This is a genomic window from Microbulbifer maximicatervae (SeqCode) (assembly GCF_052466985.1).
In genome coordinates, this window is sequence record NZ_CP174298.1 from 2,385,373 (window position 1) to 2,408,979 (window position 23,607).

17 protein-coding genes are annotated in these 23,607 nt (G+C 44.1%); 5 read left to right on the forward strand and 12 right to left on the reverse strand.

All coding sequences use genetic code 11. From position 1 onward, the window contains the following. The first annotated feature begins 120 nt into the window (after nt 1-120). Nucleotides 121-675 (forward strand): GNAT family N-acetyltransferase, encoded by a 555-nt coding sequence (locus ACJJI3_RS10545; protein WP_444942398.1) that lies wholly within the window; start codon nt 121-123, stop codon nt 673-675. A gap of 542 nt (nt 676-1,217) precedes the next feature. Next, entirely contained in the window at nt 1,218-4,262 is a 3,045-nt protein-coding gene (locus tag ACJJI3_RS10550) for a thrombospondin type 3 repeat-containing protein (RefSeq protein WP_444942399.1), read from the forward strand. A 462-nt stretch (nt 4,263-4,724) separates the two neighbouring features. Here ACJJI3_RS10550 and ACJJI3_RS10555 read toward each other — a convergent pair whose 3' ends face one another. From ACJJI3_RS10555 to ACJJI3_RS10580, 6 genes are all read right to left on the reverse strand, one after another. Continuing rightward, nucleotides 4,725-6,242 (reverse strand): MFS transporter, encoded by a 1,518-nt coding sequence (locus tag ACJJI3_RS10555; RefSeq protein WP_444942400.1) that lies wholly within the window; start codon nt 6,240-6,242, stop codon nt 4,725-4,727. A 605-nt stretch (nt 6,243-6,847) separates the two neighbouring features. Then, on the reverse strand, nt 6,848-7,660 hold the full coding sequence (locus ACJJI3_RS10560) for a right-handed parallel beta-helix repeat-containing protein (protein WP_444942401.1): 813 nt from the start codon (nt 7,658-7,660) through the stop codon (nt 6,848-6,850). A 340-nt stretch (nt 7,661-8,000) separates the two neighbouring features. Beyond that, complete coding sequence (locus tag ACJJI3_RS10565; RefSeq protein WP_444912410.1) at nt 8,001-9,032, reverse strand: hypothetical protein; 1,032 nt, start codon at nt 9,030-9,032, stop codon at nt 8,001-8,003. A gap of 33 nt (nt 9,033-9,065) precedes the next feature. Then, nucleotides 9,066-10,160 carry a hypothetical protein gene (locus ACJJI3_RS10570; protein WP_444942402.1) on the reverse strand — a complete coding sequence of 365 codons (1,095 nt, stop codon included), beginning with the start codon at nt 10,158-10,160 and terminating at the stop codon, nt 9,066-9,068. A 102-nt stretch (nt 10,161-10,262) separates the two neighbouring features. Further along, nucleotides 10,263-11,279 (reverse strand): hypothetical protein, encoded by a 1,017-nt coding sequence (locus ACJJI3_RS10575; protein WP_444942403.1) that lies wholly within the window; start codon nt 11,277-11,279, stop codon nt 10,263-10,265. Between the two features lie 110 nt (nt 11,280-11,389). Further along, nucleotides 11,390-12,478, reverse strand: a complete 1,089-nt coding sequence (locus ACJJI3_RS10580; RefSeq protein WP_444942404.1) for a hypothetical protein — start codon at nt 12,476-12,478, stop codon at nt 11,390-11,392. 272 nt (nt 12,479-12,750) lie between these two features. Here ACJJI3_RS10580 and ACJJI3_RS10585 point away from each other — a divergent pair, with 272 nt between their 5' ends. Continuing rightward, a complete protein-coding gene (locus ACJJI3_RS10585; RefSeq protein ID WP_444942405.1) occupies nt 12,751-13,119 on the forward strand; it encodes a hypothetical protein in 369 nt (122 codons plus the stop codon). A gap of 47 nt (nt 13,120-13,166) precedes the next feature. On the opposite strand, the gene ACJJI3_RS10590 is transcribed toward ACJJI3_RS10585, so the two are convergent. Both ACJJI3_RS10590 and ACJJI3_RS10595 read right to left on the reverse strand, forming a co-directional pair. Next, nucleotides 13,167-14,801, reverse strand: a complete 1,635-nt coding sequence (locus ACJJI3_RS10590) for a PepSY-associated TM helix domain-containing protein (protein WP_444942406.1) — start codon at nt 14,799-14,801, stop codon at nt 13,167-13,169. Between the two features lie 4 nt (nt 14,802-14,805). Further along, nucleotides 14,806-15,210, reverse strand: a complete 405-nt coding sequence (locus ACJJI3_RS10595; RefSeq protein WP_444942407.1) for a hypothetical protein — start codon at nt 15,208-15,210, stop codon at nt 14,806-14,808. Between the two features lie 404 nt (nt 15,211-15,614). On the opposite strand from ACJJI3_RS10595, the gene ACJJI3_RS10600 reads away from it, so the two are divergent. Further along, on the forward strand, nt 15,615-17,675 hold the full coding sequence (locus tag ACJJI3_RS10600; protein WP_444942408.1) for a TonB-dependent receptor: 2,061 nt from the start codon (nt 15,615-15,617) through the stop codon (nt 17,673-17,675). Nucleotides 17,676-17,765: 90 nt separating this feature from the next. Here the strand turns inward: ACJJI3_RS10600 and ACJJI3_RS10605 are convergent, their stop codons facing one another. Continuing rightward, nucleotides 17,766-18,650, reverse strand: a complete 885-nt coding sequence (locus tag ACJJI3_RS10605) for a hypothetical protein (protein ID WP_444927061.1) — start codon at nt 18,648-18,650, stop codon at nt 17,766-17,768. A 713-nt stretch (nt 18,651-19,363) separates the two neighbouring features. On the opposite strand from ACJJI3_RS10605, the gene ACJJI3_RS10610 reads away from it, so the two are divergent. Then, entirely contained in the window at nt 19,364-20,176 is an 813-nt protein-coding gene (locus ACJJI3_RS10610) for a right-handed parallel beta-helix repeat-containing protein (protein ID WP_444942409.1), read from the forward strand. Between the two features lie 309 nt (nt 20,177-20,485). Here ACJJI3_RS10610 and ACJJI3_RS10615 read toward each other — a convergent pair whose 3' ends face one another. The 3 genes from ACJJI3_RS10615 to ACJJI3_RS10625 form a co-directional block, all read right to left on the reverse strand. Further along, a complete protein-coding gene (locus ACJJI3_RS10615; RefSeq protein ID WP_444942410.1) occupies nt 20,486-21,298 on the reverse strand; it encodes a NosD domain-containing protein in 813 nt (270 codons plus the stop codon). A gap of 293 nt (nt 21,299-21,591) precedes the next feature. Then, the gene (locus ACJJI3_RS10620; RefSeq protein WP_444942411.1) at nt 21,592-22,434 is read right to left on the reverse strand and encodes a right-handed parallel beta-helix repeat-containing protein; all 843 of its coding nucleotides are present in this window, start codon (nt 22,432-22,434) and stop codon (nt 21,592-21,594) included. A 223-nt stretch (nt 22,435-22,657) separates the two neighbouring features. After that, nucleotides 22,658-23,479: a right-handed parallel beta-helix repeat-containing protein gene (locus tag ACJJI3_RS10625; protein WP_444927055.1), complete on the reverse strand. Its 822-nt coding sequence runs from the start codon at nt 23,477-23,479 to the stop codon at nt 22,658-22,660. Between the last annotated feature and the right edge of the window lie 128 nt (nt 23,480-23,607).

The window sequence follows — 23,607 nt, forward strand, 5'->3', positions numbered from 1 at the left end:
AGCTTGAATCACAAAAGCTGCTTCAAGACTTACAATCTGCTATCCTCACGCAATCACACAGATCACGGCCTGCAGTAGAGGCCAGATACAAGTATGAATTGACCGCCACTCAATAGAAATTTGTCTAGCTTTGTTAGCCCACACCAAAGTCAGATACAGGCCTTTGTAGAGTTGGAGCAGTTTTCATTACCAAATCTATCACCACTGAAAATAAAGATGTTAAATTTTAGAACAGCACTTATAGAAGACCTTCCTGATTTACTTAAGCTGGAACAGTGTCTTATCGAAGCCGAAAGGCCATACAATTCATCCATTAAAGCTGAATCAGCATTCTATTATGATATGGAAAAGTTGATACTATCTGATGACTCATATCTTCTGGTAGTTGAAATCGAAGGTGAGGTTATTGGAACGGGATATGCCCAGATTCGAAGCTCAAAAATATCTCTTGATCATGAGCGGCATGCTTATCTGGGATTTATGTATGTATCACCAGCGCACCGAGGAAAGGGCATTAACTCAAAGCTAATAGAAAAATTAATTGCATGGGGTAAACAGAATGGAGTTCAAGATTTCTACCTTGATGTTTACTCTCAAAATGGCTCAGCGATAAAAGCCTATGAAAAAGTTGGCTTCCAACCATCACTTATGGAAATGAAGTTAAATCTTAAATAGAAAGTTCACAGCTTATAAACCCAGGTGATGTCGATGCCCTTGGCTCACCTGATTTACACCAGGCGATTTCAAAGAGTGTTATTAAAAAAGCCTTAGCCAATATACTTCGATCTAAATACCTGCCTGCAAGATTTATAATCAACTTGATATGGCGGGGTAATTCCCCATCTTAGTAGCGGCTTAATCAGGCTCAGAATCAGATTCCACTTTAGAAAGAGTCAAGAGCAACAGCAAATCAAGCTGTCAAATTATCTATTCCATTATATTTTATGGCGTAAATTTGTCTTCACTAATTACACGCTTTATCACCCATAAATTATCCCGCCAAAATTTCGCCATTCATCACACTTTTAGTGAGAAAGAACGCATAGTTACCACACTCATAAACGGTTGTGCGCCATAACTTTAGTATTAGAAATATGCACAACCAAAATAATGACATCTATCTAAAAATTAGCCGGAGCCCATGTGCGTCAGCATAAATGATTTATTGCAGGCGTATTTTTTATAGGCCTACTGCGCTTGTCCGACAGATAACAAAAATGGATTTTGTTCGGGAGATTATGACCATGCGTCTACCTTCGCTTATTGCGATACTATTTTCATTGGTGCTTTTAAGTGCCTGCGGTTCTGATGGAGGCCGGGGCGATGCCGCCGATGACTTGCTCCCGCCCCCTGGCGTCACTGACTCAGATGGTGATGGTATCGATGATGATAATGACAATTGTCCGAGTGTTAGTAATTCAGACCAGGATGATTTAGATGGCGACGGCAGCGGTGATGCCTGTGACATTGATGACGATGGCGATTCCCACCCCGACACCTCAGACAACTGCCCACAAACCCCGAATTCAGACCAAGCCGACAGTGATAGCGACGGCATAGGCAATGCCTGTGACAGCGATCTGGATGGCGACAACGTCCCCAACGATTCTGACAACTGCCCTGCTGATTCAAATAGCGAGCAGGGTGATATTGATGGCGACGGCGTCGGGGATGTGTGCGACAACGACCGCGACGGGGACAACTACACCGACAGCTTGGATAACTGTCCGGATGTAGCCAACCCAGACCAATCAGATCAGGACAATGACGGTATCGGCGACGCCTGTGACGAAGATAGCGATACTGATAATGACGGCCACGATGATGGCCAGGATAACTGCCCAGCCGTATCCAACCCAGACCAAGCCGACCTTGACGGCGACGGCATTGGCGATGCCTGTGACAGCGATGACGACGGTGATGGCGTAGACGATCAAGACGACAACTGCCCAACCGCAGCCAACTCCTCACAAACCGACCAGGATGGCGATGGTATAGGCGATGCCTGCGATGACGATGCGGACAGTGACGGCGTCGATAACGAAGATGACAACTGCCCATCCACCCACAACCCAGGCCAAGACGATAACGACGGAGATGGCATTGGCGACGCCTGTGACAGCGACGACGACAATGACTCTGTCGATGATGAGGCCGACAACTGCCCCAGCCATAGCAATACCGACCAAAGTGATATTGACGAAGACGGTGTCGGCGATGCCTGTGATAGCGACCAGGATGGTGATGGTATTGATAACGACGATGACAACTGCCCTGCTACCGCCAATTCAGACCAAAGCGATATCGATGGTAATGGGCAAGGCGATAGCTGTGACAGCGACGATGACGGCGACGGTATAGACGATGGAAATGACAACTGCTCGGCCGTTGCCAACGATGATCAAACCGATACCGACGGCGACGGCACCGGCGATGCCTGCGACAGCGATCGCGATGATGACGGCATTGAAAATGAAAATGACAACTGCCCGCTGGTACCCAATGCAGATCAAACAGATACAGATGGTGACGGTTACGGCGACGTCTGCGATGACAACACCGATGTCGACGGCGATCAGGTACCTGACAGTGTCGACAACTGCGTATTCGTCCCCAACACGGATCAAATTGACCAGGATGGTGATGGTGAAGGGGACGCCTGCGACAGCGACTTGGATGGAGACGGCACCGATAACGATGCCGACAATTGCCCATCAATACCCAACTCAGACCAACTCGATACTGACGGGGATGGCAGCGGCGATATCTGTGATAGCGACGACGACAACGACGGCGTCGATGACATAGCCGATAACTGCCCCACGGCATCCAATAGTGAGCAAACAGATACCGACGGGGATTCAGTCGGTGATGCCTGCGATCCAGACCTCGATGGAGACGGCGTCTTTAATGACGACGATAACTGCCCCTACGTCAGCAATACACTACAGGAAGACAGTGATAACGACGGAATTGGCGATGCCTGTGACGGCGACAACGATAACGACGGAGTAGACAACGCCTACGATAACTGCCCGGATACTGCCAACAGCGATCAGTCCGATATCGATCAGGACGGCATTGGTGATGTCTGTGACAGTGATAAAGATGACGACAATGTGCCCAATACTTCCGATAACTGCCCGTCTATTCCAAATAGCGACCAAGCCGATCAGGATGGCGACGGCATCGGCGATGTCTGTGATGACGATAGTGATACCGACAACGATGGCCACGACGATGGTGAAGATAATTGCCCGACGACCCCTAACCCAGATCAATCAGACACGGATGGCGATGGTACCGGCGATGAATGTGATAGTGATGCCGATGGCGACGGCATAGACAACACCGATGACAACTGTCCACTAACGCCAAACGACCAAACTGATACTGACGGTGACGGTATTGGGGATGCCTGTGACGAAGACCTGGATGGTGACGGCGTTAATGATGACGTCGACAACTGCCCAATGATTCCGAATCCAGGGCAAGAGGACGGCGATAACGACGGTGCCGGAGACGTCTGCGATAACGACCGCGACGATGACGGCCTTGATGATACCGTCGACAACTGCCCGGCGATTCCAAATCCAAACCAAACCGATACCGATGGTGATGGAGAGGGAGATGCATGCGATTCAGACATGGATGGCGACGAAGTAGAAAACGATCTCGATAATTGCCCCCAGACTCACAACCCCGGGCAGGAGGATTCTGATAACGATGGTATCGGCGATGCCTGCGACCTCGAATCAGGCCTGTCCTGTGCAGCGTTTGAAGACTTGGAGATCGTTAACGGTGTAGATGCAGACCTGACCTACGGTATCGAACAGCCCTGTGATGGGTGCTCTATTACTGCAGTAGAAAGGGTATTTAACGGTGTCCTATCTGATGCAGCCAGAATGGAAGTTGTCAGCGGTGCGGGCGGCTCTACCCATATTCAAATCAACCACCACTCGGTTAAAGAGGGACGCCATGTGGTCGGTTTCCTGGTAGAGCACACCACACCACTGCTGGATATCATCTACCTCAACACCATCACAATCAGCACTTACTTGGATGGAGTAACTACTGGGGAGTCCACTAGTGGATATCGTCTCGCTCCATTCAAAGTCAACGGTGCACGCAATCACCGCCTGCTCTTAGTCACCACCAATAGTGATTTTGATCAGGTCAGGCTATCTTTGAGTGGCTTGAGCTTTATAAACAACCAACTGGATGTTTACCTGGCCTGCTCAAAACCTGTGAGCCATCCATAAATAAAAGAAGAAATAAAAAGCCCCGGTACGCCGGGGCTTTTTATTTACAATTAAATTGAAAGGAATAAAGCACATAAAGAAAACTAATTCCAACCTTTAAAACAATAAAGAACGCAGGTCAAAGAACTTATTTACCCCCATCTATTGCCCACACACCAAAAACTACAAAATCAAAAACCCTAAAAAATAATACTTTTTAAAACAATCAAGATAGGACTGATCAAATTGACAGCGGCGCACCTTATAATTACTGACCAGTAAGTTAACCATATATTGGCCGGCTTATTTTTTAGGCATAATTGACAATTAAACTTATAGTCACTCGAACGCCTCTCAGAAACCATTCCAACGGCAATAAGACTTTAGAAAAATATGGGCTTGCCATTATTAACAACATGCAGATGTATCTGTACATTCGGAGGTGAAGTACTTAACGAGGATCTCCATGGCTTTTTTTTATGATTAGCCAACGTCATCAAGTGACTTCCCCGTCATTTCTATCCGGTACTTCCAGGTTATCAGTGCGCCAATCAAGGAAGTCACCGCTAGTGCACTAAGCAACATACTTGCGCCAATGCCGCTAAGTAAAATTGGAAAAAAAAATGCGATTGCGACACCCCCGAACTTTGAGACGGATGCGGCCAATCCCGCACCAGCACCACGATAGCGGGTCGGGAATACCTCCCCAGCGATTAGATAAGTCTGAGAATTTGGCCCCAGATTATTCATCAAATTGAACAACATAAACCCCCCGAAAATGAATGGTAACTGCTGGCTAGTATTTAAAGATTCTCCATAGGCAGCAATAAGAAGGCCTAGTGCACAACCAAGGAAGCCAAGAACTTGCAATCGGATACGCCCCACCCTATCCACAAATATAATTGCTAGAATAACGCCAACTACCAGCATTACATCGATTAATGCTGCCCCTTTCGCCGCCTCGACTTTGTTATGGATTAATTCCGAAATGGAGCGTGCATGGGGTGACGCATATCCCAACACATTCGCTAAAATTACTGGCGTGAAGATACCAACGCCATAGGTTCCCAAATCCTGCAAAAACCAGGGAATAGAAGAGAGTTTGATTGCTTTTCGAGAATTCCTATCCTGAAGTAAATGCTTAACACTCGATAGTTCACCTATCTTTTTCTCATTCGTCTCCGCTGTGGCAACATTCTTCAATAAGAATCTGGACGGGTATGGCGGATCTCTTTTCAACAGTTGGCTGATAGATTTCTCCGCCTCAGGCATGCGACCTTTAGCCAGAAGCCACATCGCACTCTCTGGAATATAGAAACGTCCAACCGTGATCAAAATCGCTGGAACAATCGCCGCAGCATACATATACCGCCAAGCTTCCAGGGAGGGATACCAAGAGAGGACCAAAAATGCGAGGCCTGTACCCACCAAAATTCCAACAGCCTGAAAACTAAAGGCTCCGAGAACTAGCCTGCCCCGCATCCGCGATGCCATACTTTCAGAGATCATCATATGCGCTGTGGGATAATCACATCCAAGCGCCAACCCCAGACCAAATAATGAAATAACAATCACGAGAAAAGAGTCTGCGAAAGTCAATATCACCAGGAAAAAGATAAACATGATCATCTCAGCGATGAACATTTTCCGCCGGCCATAATGATCGCTGAGCCCGCCTAGGGTTATCGCTCCAACCAGAATTCCAAACAATGTCGCCGATGTCACAAAGCCCATACTAAAGGCGGTCAAACCAAATTCTTTAGCAATTAAAATGTGGGATACCCCAGTCATGAAGACGATCATTCCCTCGAAAAATTTACCAGCTGTCGCAAGCCACCAAATTCGCCACTGCATTGGCGTAAAAATATTCTGCGGAATCGAAGTTCCATCACACCAAACGGGAGTTTCGTCAATGTAATAGTCAGCCGAATGGTGTTCGCTGAACCGGGCATTTTCAGTCAATGACGGATTTGGAGTGTCATCGGGCTCATTTTTCTCCATAACTACTTCTTTAAATACCCCAGTGAATTATGGCGAACACTAGCATAAAGTGATGACAACTAAGTGATCGAAATATCAGTATTAAGAAAGATTCGAAACCATGGTCTGTTACTACATTAGACTAAGGCGGTCGGTGATGCTTTTGTAGGTAAAGACATACCATAAGGCAGCTACTAATATCAGCCCTTGAAGTGTAGTAGTTCAGACTTGACCCGACAGTTACCGATTTTTCAGAAGGTGTTCTGTCAGGTCAAGTCAGAACTACTACAACTAATTATATAGTGGGCATACTATTATTCAGGTAATTAGTTAACTACGACAAACTACCAACATTAAGGGTTTTAAAACTTTACTAAAATTAGAGGTGGGCACGGTATGGCATCCGCACTGCTCAACTTTTCTTTTGCCTTCACTTCCGCAATTTACAGTTTCACAAGGATACATGGAAATACCATCAGTGAAATTCGTCCCCATATCAATGACAGTCTCATTTTGTCTTCTCCTGCTATTAGACAAAAGAGGTTCTAATCAGAGCTATATAGCTTTGGATGGCATACTTATTGAGCAAGCAACACGCTATTCTCCCACCAATAACAAGAACACAATTATTTCAAGCAATTTGGGCTAGCAGTATCGAATATGTTACCAAACCAAGTATTACTGGAGAGGCAAGCATCAGGAGTCTCATCTACCAAATCACCTTCACCATTACTACCAGTCACCTGATTTCCAGAAATAATGTAGTTCATTGAGGGTGGATCCACTATATCAAAATCCATCATGATACCGCTATCTGAAGAATTCGATATCACATTCTGCACCACCAATCCATTAACAGTTGGAGGCTCTATAATAATTCCAAAAATAGATCCATCAATGGTATTCTGAATAACCTGACTGAAACTACCCGCAATGACAATCCCTGCTATGGCATCACTATTACCACTTAGAGAGTTCCCTGAAATATGACTGAAATCCCCATTGAGTTGAAAACCAATGCTACCAGGGCCACCTGAAAGAAACATTGAGCCATTAATAGAATTGTTGTCACTCTCCACTATAAAACCCACCCCTGGACTATCAGAAATCAAACCTTGAACTGAATGAAATCCATCGCCTTCTAAAAAGACAGAAATTCCACAAGTGTCTATGGTACCTCCTACTAATACAGCTCCTAAACCTTCAAGAGAGATCCCTGCGCTATCACTATCTTCACAAGTAAGTACATAACCGTTCATGTCCAGGCTTCCGGAAGGCCCTTCTATTGTGACCTGTGTTTCAAGGTCACAGGAAATATCCTGACTGAGAATTTCTGCTGTCGTTATCGTATCTCCACACTGAACATCTGCCAGAGAGAAAATTGGCTTTGAAATAAAGATTGTTAATAATGCCAATGATGCACATACCTTCAGGTTCATCTTTTCCTCTAGAATAAATATTTGTCAAAGAGCTTTGATATACGAACAAGAATAACAGCCTATAAGAAATACTTTAAATGGCTCCGAAGACCAACAGAGGAGGATTTTAGTGAAGTGTTAAAGGCCTTCACTCCCTAACAGACTCCTTAAATTGCCAATGTGTACGCTAAAAATTCCTAGCCAAAAGAGTTCTCCGAAAAATTAAGCCAGGTGATGCGCCACTGAGAATCCCCGGGAAGAAAAAAGGCGCATCAGCTGACTAGTTTGATATAGAGCACGCTATTAAACAAAGTTCTTCACAAGCAGAAACCTACCCACCTCTACACATTGAGAGTAAAACTTATTGCAAGCCGAGCACGGTATTATTGTCCCCAAACTGGACGGCGGTGGCCAGATTACTAACCGTTGCCTGACTTAATCTCAACTGATTGGTATCACCATCCTGTATAGCCACTGCGGTATTAAAACTCTGTAGCTGTACTATCAAGGAATCATTAAGCAAACCACTTAACTGTAACGTTTCTCCAAAATTAAACTCATTGCTTTGCACAGTTTCCGCAGTATTAATCCCACCGCGCTGTTCAGTTAGCGCAGTATTAAAAGCACCAATCTGCTCATGTATCACCTCAAGGCTGGTACCCCTCTGCAGGATATAGCTGTCATGACCAAGATTCTCCTGAGTAGAATCAATAGAATTAGTATTCCCACTTTGAAGGGCAAACGAACTAGATCCCGAAGCAGAGTTTTGTGTAATCTCCAAACTCATAGAGTCACCTAACTGAATCCCTACAGCAGAATTATCTATTGCCGACCTTTGATTCATCTGGAAAGTTAAGCTTTCTCCAACTTGAAGCACGAACACCTCATTCTCGGAACTATTTTGAACACCGCCCTGATTGACGGTGCCTCCGTTAGCAACACCTAGCTGAGTAACCGTCGCTGAATTCCCAACTCCATTATTCTGCCCTATACTGACATCGTTACTTATCCCACCCTGAAAAACAAAAGTAGAGCTATCGTCGACATCACCCTGAACTGAAGTTGCCGTATTCCCCTCTCCAAACTGATACTGTACAGCTATTGAGTCAATTGCTGCCTCCAGCTGTTCCGCACTAGCGGATTGATTACTGCCCACCTGTCGCTGGATAATAGTACTGTTTTCAGCAAAAGGACCTTGAGTTGCAGAAGCCCCATTATTAACACCAATTTGTAGTTGAATAATGGTACTTCCATTTACACCAGGACCACTCTGATCAGCTTCTGCCGTATTACCTTCACCAATCTGTATGAGCTGATAGGTATTATCAGCTGCTATCCCTGCTGCACTGGAAATCGAAAACAGAACGCAGGCCATTAGAGAACTGTACTTCATGAGCGGTTACTCCCTTTCATCTGACAATATTGATTACTGAAGTCCTAAAACTGTGTTGTTGTCACCAAACTGGGAGGAATTAGCCAAATTCCCCACTGTAGCCTGACTCAAACGGGTAGAGTTCGTATCCCCAGCCTGTGTTGCAATAGCAGTATTGAATGCCTCCAGCTGCAAAACAAAAGCATTGTTACGAAATCCACTCAATTGCAGCATCTCTGATGTACTAAAATCTCCACTTTGAGCCAACTCAGCAAAATTTAAAGCTCCAAACTGCTGGACTAACCCAGCACTAAAATTACCTATTTGATCCTGCATGGCGTCCAGACCAATACCGTCCTGAACTCCAACACTTAAATTACCTATATTCTCTTGCCTAACTGCATAAGAGTTTGCGGTATTTTTTTGACTCACAAGTGAGGACGAACTCGCAGCTGCACTCTGAGCTACAAAAGAACGCAATTCATTACCCGACTGCACAACAAGAACACTATTGGCCACCCCTAAATTTTGATCAACATTCGAATCATTTCTAGACCCAAACTGAAAATTAACTACAGAATTCTCAAAACCAATATTTTGTGATACTCCACTTCTATTGGAATCGCCAATTATCGTTACTCTTATAGAGTCACTGACACTGCTATCCTGTGTTAAACTTGAGTTATTGCCGTCACCAATTAAAATTGCGCTAATATCTCCAGCTACCACGCCGGCTTGAGACGAGCCAACATCGTTATTGGTACCAACTTGTTTAATAGCAATACTCGATTGTGCAGTACCCGTTTGACCGATATTTTCGGCACTATTGTTGTTCCCAATCTGTATAATGGTAATGGTGGACGATATAGCTGCGCTCTGGTTAGATTCGGTAGAGTTACTGGCACCCAGCTGTAACTGATAAATCTCACTAGACTCGGTAAACAACTGCTGCTCACCTGTCACCTCATTATCATTACCAATCTGTATCTGGCTAATCTGGCTATTACTAACTGTTAAATCACCTTGCTCACCCGTTGCTATATTTCCCGACCCTAACTGTATCAGGTTATAAGTATTATCAGCCGCTACAGAATACGTACTGACCATCGCAACGAATATGCTCATAGAGAGAGATTTGTATTTAGTCATCACCCAATCCTGAAGAGGAAAATTCAACCCAAACCGTTAATTCCAGATGGCCTCCCCAATTAACGAGGGAGGCCTTATCTACTGAACTTGAAATTATTAAAACTACTGAAGCCCCAGCACTGTATTGTTATCACCAAACTGTGCAGAGGTGGCTAAATTACCAGATGTACCTTGGCTTAGACGGGTCAAGTTAGAAGCCCCGCTTTGCGCCGCAACTGCAGTATTGAATGCATCCAACTGAAGAACAATAACCTCATTAAGAAGACCGCTAAACTGTAATATTTCACCAGTGTTGAAGTCTCCTCCCTGAGCCATCTCAGCAACATTCAAGCCTCCAAACTGCTGTACATAGCCATCATTAAAACTGCCAAGCTGCTCGATCTCCCCCTCTAAGCTGGTACCATTTTGGATGCCCACACTGACGTTACCCAAACCCTCTTGCGTGCCCACAAAAATATTATTGTTATTTACTTGAGAAACAAAAGAAAATGAAGCAAAAGAGGAAGTCTGGCTAAGTGATGCATTTAAAGAGTTACCAAATTGCAACAAAACAATATTACTTTCTGCCCCTCCCATCTGCATGGATAGAAAGTTATTATCTGAACCGGTTTGAACGCTAGTATATGCATTCCCTATCCCATCTCGCTGAAATAACACTCCATTAGAAGTGCCGATACCAACTGTATCTGCAAATGCATCCGCACTATTAACTTGAAAAATAACCATATCGCTACCGCCAACGTTATTGATTGACGCGTAACTATCTAGGACCCTTGTCTGTTCAATTGTTCCGTTATTGCTATCACCGAGCTGCTTCACAATAGCAGTCGATGATATAGCTTCACTCTGATTACTCGTTGCGGTGTTACCACTACCTACCTGAAGTTGAATAATTTCACTGGACTCAGTAAACAACTTTTGCTCACCCATCGCTCTGTTATTATCACCAATCTGAATCTGGCTAATCAGGCTATTACTGACGGTCAAATCACCTTGATCGCCCGATGCCATATTTCCCGATCCCACTTGTATCAAGTTATAAGTATTATCATCTGCTACCGAAAATGTGCTAACCACTACAGCCAAAATACCCACCGAAATAGGCTTAAACGAATTCATCACTAACTCCTTAAAGCAGCAAGCAATTAGGCTTGCCGCCGCTAATTTTTTGCAGAGCAAAAGAATGTGACAGATATGCCCCTTATCACTTCAGCACTCGAACCTATAATTTACTGAGTCAACAGACCCACATTACCGTCCCCTACTTGAGTAGTAGACACAGTATTATTAGCGTTGGCTTGTGTAAGAGTGATCTGATTTGAGTTTCCTAGCTGGGAAGTGGAACTGGCATTAAAGCTAGCCAGCTGAGTGACCATTACAGAGTTTCCTGATCCCCCTAATTGCATAATATCTACACTATTAAAGGCACCTGCCTGATCGATTTCAGCAGTATTGGTGCTGCCATGCTGTTCCGTAGAAACAACACTAAATTCTCCACTTTGAGTAATGTCTACACTATTTGATTCACCAAATTGCTGAGAGTATGCCTCGTTGTAGACACCGGACTGAGAGTGCCAGGCTTCCAGGCCTTCGCCTTCCTGGCGAATTTCACTGTAGTGCCCGATAGATTGCTGCAGAGTATTCGCGCTATTACCTGTGCCATCCTGAACCACAGTTGCAGTAGAATCAAAGGCAAGAATATGACTTATATTTAACGTATTGGAACTTCCATATTGCTCAGTGGTAATACTATTCCCTACGCTTACAGTTTGTGTCACTGCCGCATTCTGCGCACTACCTTCTTGATGCAAAGAGATAGAGTTTGCTGCCGAGCCAGTCTGCGATACATTCAGAACATTAGTATCTCCCACCTGAACAATACCAATAAACTCATTCAGTGTATTTGTTTGAGTAAATGAGGCTTCATGATTATCCCCAATCTGCACTATCAAAATAGTACTTAACTCGGCAAACTCCTGCGCAGGTGTCGCTGAGTTATTATCACCAATTTGCTCTACTAGAATGCTTGAAAAAACTGAGCCGGCTTGGGTTGCCTCAATATAATTACTATCACCCACCTGCGATTGCTGAATCAAACTGAAGGAAGTAAATAGGTTCTGGGTTGCATTCACCTCATTATCATCACCCACCTGAACCTGGATAACCGTATCACCAATAGCAGAATTGTCACTTTGATCTGAGTTAGCGGTATTACCCGATCCTACCTGAAGGACATCATAGGTGTGGTCTGCAGCAAAAGCGGCAGTTCCAATCATTGAAAGTAAAACAGTTGCTGCAACAGGTCTGTACATGCTCATCTAATACTCCTTAAAGATGACAGGTCCAGCTCGAAAGCTTTTACGACGATTTTTTCAAGAACGCAGCATCATTGAGTAGAACAAATATTGAGGTTGTGGCGCATTGCATGGGCCACTTAGGGGCGGGCGGTGACAGTTGAATGACTAGCTTCATAAGTCAAACTCATACTACTTCGCATACAAACAACAATATTGCGATACTTCTTGAGTGATAAAACGATGCTGAATTCAGTATTAATGAAAAAGGATACTTTCTCTATGAGAGAATAGTTGTGAGCGACTGGGAAGAAAGTGCCCTTCCCGGTGGAACCTCCGCCTCATCAAATAGTGGTAAAAAGTTTAGTTGTCAGGCGGGAGTATTTACAGAGCGGAAAAGTGTCTCGGTTTTGAGAGCACCAGTAAGTGTATTTAACTCCCAAAATGAAGCATACGATAACCATGGAAAACCACCAGGCATTGAAACAGGAGGAATTGCACTGTCAAAGCAACTCGCTCTGCAGATAAGTAGGAGTATTATCAGAAATATTCTATCAAATCATTTCACCACAGGTCTTATTGACCACGACAATAATACTTGCTCATCTACCAGCGTACTTTTTAACATAACCATTGATACCACCACTCCCTTTTACCGACAGTAAACCAATAAAAAAGGGCTCTAAATAGAGCCCTTTTTTAGCCAAAATTGTTAACCCGATGCCTGTGGATGGGTATCAGGTAAAGGATCTTGAATACTACTCTCTATCACGGGCTTCTCTACAAACTCAGACCAGACACTGTCTGCTTCGATTTTTGTCTGCCGCTTGCGAAGATGAACCAAAAGTAAAACAAATGATGTACCTATCAGTAACGCAACAAAGTCAACCGCCCATACCTGAGTGGCAGCTCCCAACAAATCACCTTTGATAAGTGAGCTAATTGGTATCAGGAAAATAGTGGCAATACAGAAGGCAAGAAGCTGTCGAGCAGCAGCCATGGGACGACGTATAAATGCCCAGATCAGCGCAAATAAGAACCCTGTGTAATAAGCGGCTTTCTGCCAAAACTCAATATCCACCTGCGCATGGGGCAGCCATTTAACTGCCAGCATACTGGCGGCTATGCCCAGAATAGTACCCAGACCAACGCCCACTGTTAGCCTTGCCATTACCATTGATGAGGTTGTTTGTACCGGTAGAGTCCCCTGCCCTCTGCGTTTTTTACGGCGGCTTTCAATCCACAGCAGATTGCCGGTGAAGAAGATCAGTGCTCCCATAATGCCGAGAATAAAGTACACCCAGCGCACGGCACTTCCACCAAAACTGCCAAAATGCAGGGAAAAAATGCTCAATACCGTGCCACTATAACCATTGAAATTACTGGGCAGAATGCTGCTGTAGGGAACTTCGCTCAAGTAAGGGTTGCCTAGCACATAAGCATACTCAGCACCTCGCACCACCTCACCATGCATGATTCCACCTACACGCATGCGTGGAGCGCGGGTATCCAGATTCAAATAGAGAATTTCCGCCATCTGGAATTTGGGCTCCCCCTCCTGAATCGCAGCTTCCAACTCTGTGACAGGCACCAACTCAGAGAATCTCTTCACCTCTGCTGGCGCCGGGCGAGTGAACATGGGGGAATCTCCGTATACCGCCACGCGCAGAGCACCATAAAGTGGATCATGAAAGGCAAACACGAAGGCGGTAAAAGCGATAATCAGGTGAAACGGCAGAGAGGTGATACCCAGTACATTGTGAAAATCCAGCCAGTAGCGCTTGCGGTTCTTACCCTTTCTGAGTACCAATAAGTCCTTGAACCAAGTGGGCAGGAAAACAATCAGCCCTGAAATCAATGCAACAAAATACAACGCCGCCACAACACCCAATACATAAGTACCAAAAGCATCGTGGCCCTCACCACCGGGAATACCGGCAGTGCGATGTAAATGATCGACAAATTCGCCAATGGCGGAAACCGTAAAACTTTGAGTGATCAGCTGCCCTTTTTCATCGAAGCTGGCATACCAGAGAGTATGGTCATGGGTTTCTTCATCCTCTATTTCCCAACTCACCGGTGCCGCCTGTAGACCCGCCAGTGGCAATTGGACAGTCATCTGTTTTGCTGCTTCCGGATGCGCCTGCAGAACCTCGGAAATAAGGCTGTCATACTGATCGACAGAAATACTTGGCAGGGTGGTCTCTGGCTGCAGAGCCCATTGATTGAGGGGCCCTTTAAACATGGTCAGAGCGCCAGCGACAAAAGCGATATACAGAAACAAGCCCGCAAGAATACCGGTCCAGGTATGCACGCTTTTATAAGTTTTAATCAATTCAACGCGCATATTTTTAGCCTCCGAATTTCGCTACCCACAACAGGGTAAACAGCACCAAATTTAGCCCCAGGTAAAGAGACAACATACGCCTGACACTAATAAACAGGTAAACCAGACTTACCAAAGTGAGCCAGACAGGAGTGATCAACCACATCACGAATTGACTTTTATCATCAACCACTACATCACCGGGGCCCCACAGAGCAATCAATCCAGCAATGGCAATTGCGATGGGCAATCCGAAGAAAACTGCACACAGGCTTTTTACCCACCAGTGGGGCTTGTAGCCTTCTAACCCTTTTTCAATTCGCTTCTTTTTCTTTGCCAAGACTTTGCCCGGCTTGTCCAATACGCCGCTAAAAGGCAGCAGTCCCAGCGCTAACATAAAAGTGCTAAGAAGCGTAAAGGAAGCAGACATCGCTGAAAAATTTTGGTGGAAAAGCGCCCAGGAAATGACAAGGAGCGCGAAGCTGATGAGAAGAGCGGGATAAAACTCGATTGGTCTCTGCTCACGCCACTGCTGATTGGGACACCCTAAATAAAGGACAGAAGACGCAAGGACACAACTCAATAGGCCGAGTCCCGTTAAAACTGAGGAATACATTTCTAGTTTCACTTAAGAGTTAGAAGCACTACCACTAAAGAGGTAGAAAATTGTTTGCCAGGCACTGATCAATCGGTGCAGCTAAGCCGTTCCCAGACGAAATAATAGTGAGAGTTTATTGCGGCAATCCCCTATTTGCAAATAAGAATGATTAGCATTATATTCACCGCCGATCTTCCTTGTCGTCCTGACTTCTTTACCTTGCTAGGGATTACGCTATGTACAAACGCCACCTGCTCAGCAAAGCCGTTTCACTCACTATTCTTACTTCGATTGGAGCGACAGCGATCGCTGCAGATGAGAAGAAAGAAGAGTATGCGCCGCAGGCAATGGAAAATGTCATTGTTATTGGCGAGAAAACAGAGCGCTCCCTCAAGGAAACCACGTCTTCGGTATCCGTGATTACCGAAGAAACCTTAAATAGCATGCAACACCTGAGCATTACCGATGCGGTGTCTAATATCTCTAACGTGGTGGTACTTTCCGGCGCTACTCCGGATATTCGCGGTGTGTCCGGTAACGGTTCAGCCACCGGCTTTAACTCCTTTACCGGTGGTGCCAAAGCCCGTGTCTCCACGTTAATTGATGGTGTCGCCGAGCCATTTGTCGCAGACCTCACGGGTGATTCCGGTATTTGGGATGTAGAACAAATTGAAGTATTTCGTGGACCCCAGTCCACCAGCAATGGCCGTAACAGCATTGCCGGCTCTGTATTTATCAAAACCAAAGATCCCAGCTTCGACTGGGAAGGTGCAGCTCGCGTAGGTTACCGCGACCAGGATGGCTACATCGATACTTCTGGCATGATTTCCGGCCCGATTGTTGATGATACCCTCGCCTTCCGCCTGACGGCCCAGCAACTCACCGGCGACACTATCAGTAATGCCCAAGAGTATGAGGGCAACCCCGCTGACTTCGACCTGAACACTCTGGAAACCGAGCGACTGAAAGGCAAGCTTCTGTGGACCCCCACTGAAAAGTTAAAGACATTATTTACTGTGTCCACTAACAGTGAAGAGGGAAATACCGGGCGTATGTACTACACACTAACCGGTGTTGATGACTACGAAACTTATTTCTATCGCGACATGGACACTGAATCCACAACTACCAGCGTTAAAGTGGATTATCAAATCAACGATGATATCTCTATTGAAGTCCTGGCAGCTTATATGGATTACCAGTGGGGCTTTGATTCCTATGAAGAAGAAGCCACCAGCCAACAGTATGTTCGTATGGACGAACAGAACACCACCATCGATGCAAAATTAAACTTTGGTCTCACCAGTGACACCCTGCACGGCTTTATCGGCTTTGCACACTTCGAAAGAGAGCAAGACTTTAATAGCTCAAACAGCGTTACTTATTTTGGTGACGATGAAAGTACCTCCACCGCTATTTATGGTGAAGTTACCTATGCATTAACTGATAAATTAAATCTGATCAGTGGATTGCGTGTTGAAAATGAAGAGCAAAATCGTAATTTTAACTTCAATAATGGCTTCTTAATTGCAGGTTTGGATACTGATAAAACCATCACCCTCCCTAAACTCGCTTTGCAATACGACTTGACTGAGGACACTATTGTTTCTGCCAGTGCTCGTAAAGGCTACAACGCAGCAGGTGGTGCCCTAGATTTTAGCGCAAGTGACTATTACAACTACGACGAAGAAACCGTTAACACTTATGAGTTAGCAGTACGTAGCTCTTTGGCAAATGGCACCGTCAGCCTAAACGGTAACCTGTTTTTCAATGAATACTCCGGCTATCAGGCACTCAGCTCTACTCGCAAAATTGTTAATATGGATACAGTAGAGACCTATGGCGTTGAACTCGAAGCTATCGCAATGCTGACTCCGCAATGGGAATTACGTGCCGGACTCGGACTACTGGAGACTGAAATCACCGATGCCGGTGCTGATTATGCAGATGCTGACGGCAACGAACTCAATTCCGCGCCAAATGTCACCGCTAATCTAGGCACAAAATACTGGATTAGTGATGCGCTTAGCGTAGGTCTCTCCGCCAACTATGTAGACGAGTACTACGGTGATTTCACCAATACTGAAGAGCGGGTTGCCGGCGATTACACTCTCGCCCGCCTGAATGTTAACTATGAAGGAGAAGATTGGAGCATCGCAGCCTATGTTAACAATGCCTTTAATGAAGAAGGATTCCTCACTATTGAACCGGCAGTAGAAGGTGGCCACTACCCAGATGGCTACGCAGCCATTGTTGAGCCACGCAATGTTGGTTTATCTGCTACCTACCGATTCTAAATAGCGACGTTATTACCCGCTAAAAATCCGGCCCTGAATGAGTTTATCTCACACAGGGACCGGAATTACGATATCGTCCTAAGCCTCGCCCTACTGCACAATTATTACCATATTGCTGTTTCCAATCTGGGAAACATTAGCATTTTGAAAATCGTTAACCTGGCTAACGGTAAACATATTTAAGTTACCCTGCTGTAATGCCGTGGCAACACCATTCGCTCCGCTTTGGATAGTCGAACCCATATTAGTCAAACCGATCTGAGTGGTACTTGCCAAATTAAAGCTGCCAGATTGAGCGTGGATAATAGTGTTAAATTCATTTTGCTGACTAATGGCACTGGTATTATTATTATCTGTTTGATTCACAGTAGCAGTATTACTATTCCCCAGCTGGCTTAATGTGGAAGTGTTAGTGTCGGATACAAATTGCGACACGGTAGCCACATTCAAGTTCCCCTGTTGAGCAGTTACAGCCGAGCTCGTCGTGCTATTGGTTTGAACAACCGTACCGGTGTTGTTGTCACCCACTTGATTAATAACTGCTGTATCAGTAGTACTACTCGACTGTGTAACCGTGGCAAAGTTAACCAGATTGAACTGATTTATAGTTGCAACACTGGTTGTAGATGCCACCTGATTAATTACGCCAATATTAGTATTCCCATTTTGAGTAATAACGGCAGCCACAGTATCAGATGAATTTTGAGCAACAGTGGAAGTATTTAAATTCCCTGTTTGTATCTGATTAACTGTGCTTCCGGTATTTCCGTTTACCTGAGTGGCAGTGGCTGTATTATTGTCTCCAGTCTGGGTTTGGCTGATAAAGTTAAATGTAACGGTTGGATCACTTTGATCCGCTGTCGCGTTATTACCTACTCCATTTTGGTTCTGAACCGCAACATTGTCGGAGGCAAAAACACCCTGGCTTGCAACAGCAAGCAGGACCGCAGCCGCCAACGGGGCACACCTTTTCATATTTATCTCCTTAGAATATGAAATGTCGCTAAATTAAGATTCTTATACTGCATCAACACACAAAATTAATTAGCACCATATGCAACAACATTAAGAGAAAGCAATTTACGATCAGCTGCGCTTAATTTTGCAAAAACAAATACCCGAACTTCAGCATTTATGCTTATAAACTCTTGCTTCTCAAGGACTCAATCCCCAGCTTCCTTCAGGAATCTATGCTTGATGCTGTGTTGAGTCTTATCTCCGATGGCACTTTCAGCAATAGGAGAATAGTGCGGAAAATATAGGAAGAAAGTTCCCCCCCTATTTAGGAAAACAGCCATACTGTAGGCGAATCCATTATTTTTAACGCCATCACTACACACATACAACGAAACCTCTCAAACACACCCTCTCTTAATATCAACCAGGCCACAAACCACTCTAGAAAATCACGCCCTCACTAATTGACACGCCACCAAAGAACAATTATAGAAACACTACGCATATTTGAACCGAAAAACCAACCTTTAAACTCATCTATAAAACACCAAATAATAAAAACCCAACTCCTCCAGCACATATCCCATCAACATAGTTAATCAATAGGAATTATTCTCCATAAATATGAGAAGAACTTCCTATTGTCATCAACCAAACAAAGACCAAAATTCGAGATATTTACACCCTATCAACCACTTCAAATATCAGACAATCACAATAGGAATATATCAATGAAGGCGATTTTAAATATTAAAACATCAATAATCGCAGCAGCAGGTTGTTGTTTAATGAGCGCATCGGGTATAGCCTTATCCGTAAGTTGTGGAGACACGATATCTACTCCCGAAGTATTAGATACAGATATATCTAACTGCGCAGCCTCACCAGCCATCACAATAATGGGCCCTACCGGCAGCCTAGATCTCAATGGATTTTCACTATCCTGTGATGGTCTAGCTGGCACAGGAATTCTACTTGAAGGAACTACAGCCGTACTTATTAATAGTCAAGCATCCAGTGGCATCATTTCATCATGTGATATAGGCATATCTGTAGAGGGCAGCGGCCTCCACAATGTCATCGGCGTTACAACGCAAGAAAATGGATCTTTGGGAATGTCAGTCAGTAGCAGTCGCAATATTGTCAGCGGCTCAATCAATGACTTTAATTTTGGTAATGGCATTATCGTTCTCGGCGACTGGAATAGTTTTTTTGAAGTAAGCGCCACCAGCAACGGGGAAGGTGGCATTATTATCTCAGGAGATAACAATCAAGTTTTCCAAAGCACCGCCAGAAATAATACTTTTTCTGGAATAGCAATCCAAGATGCAAACTACACCAACATTATACTAAACACTACATCAAGTAATAATGAATACGGTATTTCAGTAAGTAATTTTGGGCAAGTAGGGAATTTCGTAACAGGAAATACTGCTGAATCTAATGATATAGATGACCTATTTGATGATAATACTCCTGCCTGTGTAGGAACCACATGGTACGGTAATATTTTCAGCTCATCAAATGACACCTGCATTAACTAGCTTAAAAATAATTGCGGGATTCAAGGCATTAAACTTCTAGCCTTTGAATCCCGCATAAAAACAATTAACGCTTATCTATACCTTACTTCTGAGAATATCCCTCTACAACTGAACCAGCCTAGCAAACCAAACTCTCCTCTCACTACATCAATCCACACTGGCCAACTGGATATCCCTCAGGAATAAATATGAAAACGAAAATCTAAAGGGAGATCAGGCTTTCAGCAATTACACTAGCTGCAGTATCCGTAATACTGTGGCGACACCATTAAACTGCCTGCAAGCCTATCAACTTATCGTAAAACGCTATTAATTTGACGTTACACAATCTCCGGAGGTAGTAGCGTCAGGTGAATTCCCAACCCAGCTATTTAAACAGGGTGAACTATTATTATCTTGCAGATCAAAATCTATATTGCTGAAAACAGTATTCCCAACAATCACATTGCCAGACTGCCCCAAAAGTTCCAGTAAGATTCCAGCGGTATTCGCCCCTCCAATCCCACTCATTGAGACAGTATTTTGGGCAACCGTATTACCATCTGCTTTACCAATTAAGATACCATTTAATGTGCTTCGACTGATCTCATTGCTTACAATAAGATTGTTATTACCCTCTAACTGAATACCATTTTCTAAATTATCTAGGATCGAGCTAGAAGACACATTATTATTATCACCAGTTATAAATATGCCAGTGCCACTGTTTTTAAATATTCCTGACTGAATAACAGAGTTAAAACTACTATTAACAGCGATCCCTGATATATCTGTTCCATCTACTCTGATTGCCTGTATATTGTGGGCTCCAGTTCCATCCAACGATATTCCGATGTCACATAGTGTTACCACACCATTTGATAGGAAAGCCGCAACACCGTCAATCTGGATACCAACAGCAGAGCCATCGCACCTAAGGGTGTACTCTGCCATATCTAGGCTACCTGTAGGCCCCATTATCGTTAGTGCGGGTTCTGTTGAGCACACAAGGTCCTGATCAAGTACTTCAGGGGTAGTAATTGTGTCACCGCAGTCTACTGCAAAGGCGGAACTACCTAAAGCAAAGTATAAAATACCAGGTACCACAAAGTGCCTAGCGGATCCCCTAAATTCATACACCATACAATCCTCCTTGAATCAACTTAACAATCATATCCCTCAGCCAACCAAAAGGCTGGGCTATCTCACGCAGACAAAATAACTATAGAATATATCCCTTATAGCCTTAGGTAACCTCACCAGCAAAAAATCACACACAATAATAAAATCTATGGGAAATAGAGCTAGACGTAAGACACCTTAAAAAGACTTGCGGCACGTCTCATGAAATTTTTGTAGAGTAAAGACATTAACTCTAGAGATCTGAAGGCAAATAATGAACTGCCTTCAGATCCAAATTTGCAACTAAATTAATGTTACTGTGATGTCACACATTCACCAGAGGTAGTAGCATCAGGAGAATTTCCTACCCAGTTATTCTCACAGGGGGCAGAATTATCATCTTGTAAGTCAAAATCCACATTACCAGAGACAGTATTACCTACGATGTTGTTTCCAGTCTGGCCAAATAGCTCCATTAAGATTCCTGCAGTATTTGACCCTTGAGTGCCATTATTCTCCACCGTATTCTGGCTTATCAGACAGCTACTGGCATTATTAATTTGTATTCCAGTTAAAGTATTATCCGATACCGTATTTGACGAGATTATTGAACTGCTACCATCCACCTGTATACCCGTTATTTCATTTCGATTTATGTCATTAGAAAACAGATTATTTGTTCCCCCTGCGATTATAATACCTGTACCTGTATTATCCGATATATTTGATATGGTTAGCGTATTATTACTACTAACAAACTCAATACCAGAAGAAGTATTACCAGAGGTGTTCAGGCCGAACAAATTATGAATACCGGAACCTTCTACAGAAATACCTGTATTGCAATTAGATACAAACCCATCCTGTAACACCCCGCCCGATATTATGGCCGCAAAACCATCGACCAAAATTCCCACTGTAGTTCCATCACAACTCAGCGTATAACCATTCAAATCCAGATATCCGGTCGGCCCAGTTACAGTCAAAGCCGGGGTAACATTGCAGAGCAAATCTTGATCCAGTATTACCGGACTGGTTATGGTGTCTCCGCACTCAACAGCACCATTTGCTAGTGAACACAAAGATGCAGACAATAAAGAAGCCGCCAAAGAAGTTATCAATGCCTTGCTTATCACAGTTCGAGATATAAAGCTCACGAGAGTCCTCCCAAATAAAGCTCAAATACAGAAAAGATATGTCATGCTGATTTTGAGTCAAAAACTGGTAACAGCCATGGGAAATTTGTCCGCAAAATTTAGTAAAATAGTTTAAGCGGGGAATAGAGCATATTGATATACAAGCTACAGGAATATAAATTGTAAAAGATAACACCACTACCGAAGCCACCATAGTGGCACTATCTTTTTATATCCGTATATTTCAATCCAGGCAGCTAGGATCTACAGTATCAAAAGTATTATTTCGCCATAAATTTGTACCATTGCAGGGATCACTGTTTAAATCTTGCGCATCAAAATCTTCATTGAGAATCCCCACATTTAAAATGATCAAATTATATTGCTGATCAAAATCATTCATTAAGATTCCTGCCGTTCCCGCACCTGAAGTGCCATTATTTTCTGATGCATTTTCAACGATCCAGCTATTACTGGAATCATTAATCTCTATTCCTGAGCCCATATTCTCAAAACAGAAATTCTCTGTTATATATGACCGATCACCATCTATCTGAATGCCACTCAAGGTATTTTCTTCAAAGGTATTCTGGAAGACGTTATTCCTCTCTCCAGTAACAATTAGTCCAACCCCCGTATTTGTTTGAGCGGTACAGGCTGTCATATAGTTGCTATTGCTCACTAACTGAAATCCAGCGCTGGCATTTGCCGTGGTCGATACCGCTTGAATATTATGGAATCCATCTCCATTCGCTAAAACACCCACCTCACAATCTGCAACCTGCCCTCCTCGAAGTAGCGCAGCACGCCCCTCTAACAGCACTCCAACTTCACTACCATCACATTGAACCTCGTACCCGGTCATATTCAGGCGTCCATCAGGGCCTATCACAGTTAAAGCAGGGCTGACATCACAAGTGAGATCCTCATCCAAAGTAACAGAGGTGGTAATCGTATCCCCACATTCAACATCATCGGCAATTGCTGGCTTAGAAATGGAAATGTTGGATATCCCGATCATTGAGACAATGGCGATTTTATAGAGACTTGAACGAGGGAGTTTCATCAAATTTATCCTTAGCGCTGTGTTCGTTATTCATAGTCCAGGGTCCTGCCTAGGAGATTTTGATCCAGCACTAAGAAAGAGCCATGAGAAATTATTCCTAATAAAATAGGAATTTAGTTTGGGTTTTA

Excerpts from the sequence above, each read along its gene's own strand:
- ACJJI3_RS10550 (WP_444942399.1), top strand. The coding sequence starts at position 1,218 with ATGGATTTTGTTCGGGAGATTATGACCATGCGTCTACCTTCGCTTATT.
- ACJJI3_RS10555 (WP_444942400.1), bottom strand. The coding sequence starts at position 6,242 with ATGGAGAAAAATGAGCCCGATGACACTCCAAATCCGTCATTGACTGAA.
- ACJJI3_RS10560 (WP_444942401.1), bottom strand. The coding sequence starts at position 7,660 with ATGAACCTGAAGGTATGTGCATCATTGGCATTATTAACAATCTTTATT.
- ACJJI3_RS10565 (WP_444912410.1), bottom strand. The coding sequence starts at position 9,032 with ATGAAGTACAGTTCTCTAATGGCCTGCGTTCTGTTTTCGATTTCCAGT.
- ACJJI3_RS10570 (WP_444942402.1), bottom strand. The coding sequence starts at position 10,160 with ATGACTAAATACAAATCTCTCTCTATGAGCATATTCGTTGCGATGGTC.
- ACJJI3_RS10575 (WP_444942403.1), bottom strand. The coding sequence starts at position 11,279 with ATGAATTCGTTTAAGCCTATTTCGGTGGGTATTTTGGCTGTAGTGGTT.
- ACJJI3_RS10580 (WP_444942404.1), bottom strand. The coding sequence starts at position 12,478 with ATGAGCATGTACAGACCTGTTGCAGCAACTGTTTTACTTTCAATGATT.
- ACJJI3_RS10590 (WP_444942406.1), bottom strand. The coding sequence starts at position 14,801 with ATGCGCGTTGAATTGATTAAAACTTATAAAAGCGTGCATACCTGGACC.
- ACJJI3_RS10595 (WP_444942407.1), bottom strand. The coding sequence starts at position 15,210 with ATGTCTGCTTCCTTTACGCTTCTTAGCACTTTTATGTTAGCGCTGGGA.
- ACJJI3_RS10600 (WP_444942408.1), top strand. The coding sequence starts at position 15,615 with ATGTACAAACGCCACCTGCTCAGCAAAGCCGTTTCACTCACTATTCTT.
- ACJJI3_RS10605 (WP_444927061.1), bottom strand. The coding sequence starts at position 18,650 with ATGAAAAGGTGTGCCCCGTTGGCGGCTGCGGTCCTGCTTGCTGTTGCA.
- ACJJI3_RS10610 (WP_444942409.1), top strand. The coding sequence starts at position 19,364 with ATGAAGGCGATTTTAAATATTAAAACATCAATAATCGCAGCAGCAGGT.
- ACJJI3_RS10615 (WP_444942410.1), bottom strand. The coding sequence starts at position 21,298 with ATGGTGTATGAATTTAGGGGATCCGCTAGGCACTTTGTGGTACCTGGT.
- ACJJI3_RS10625 (WP_444927055.1), bottom strand. The coding sequence starts at position 23,479 with ATGAAACTCCCTCGTTCAAGTCTCTATAAAATCGCCATTGTCTCAATG.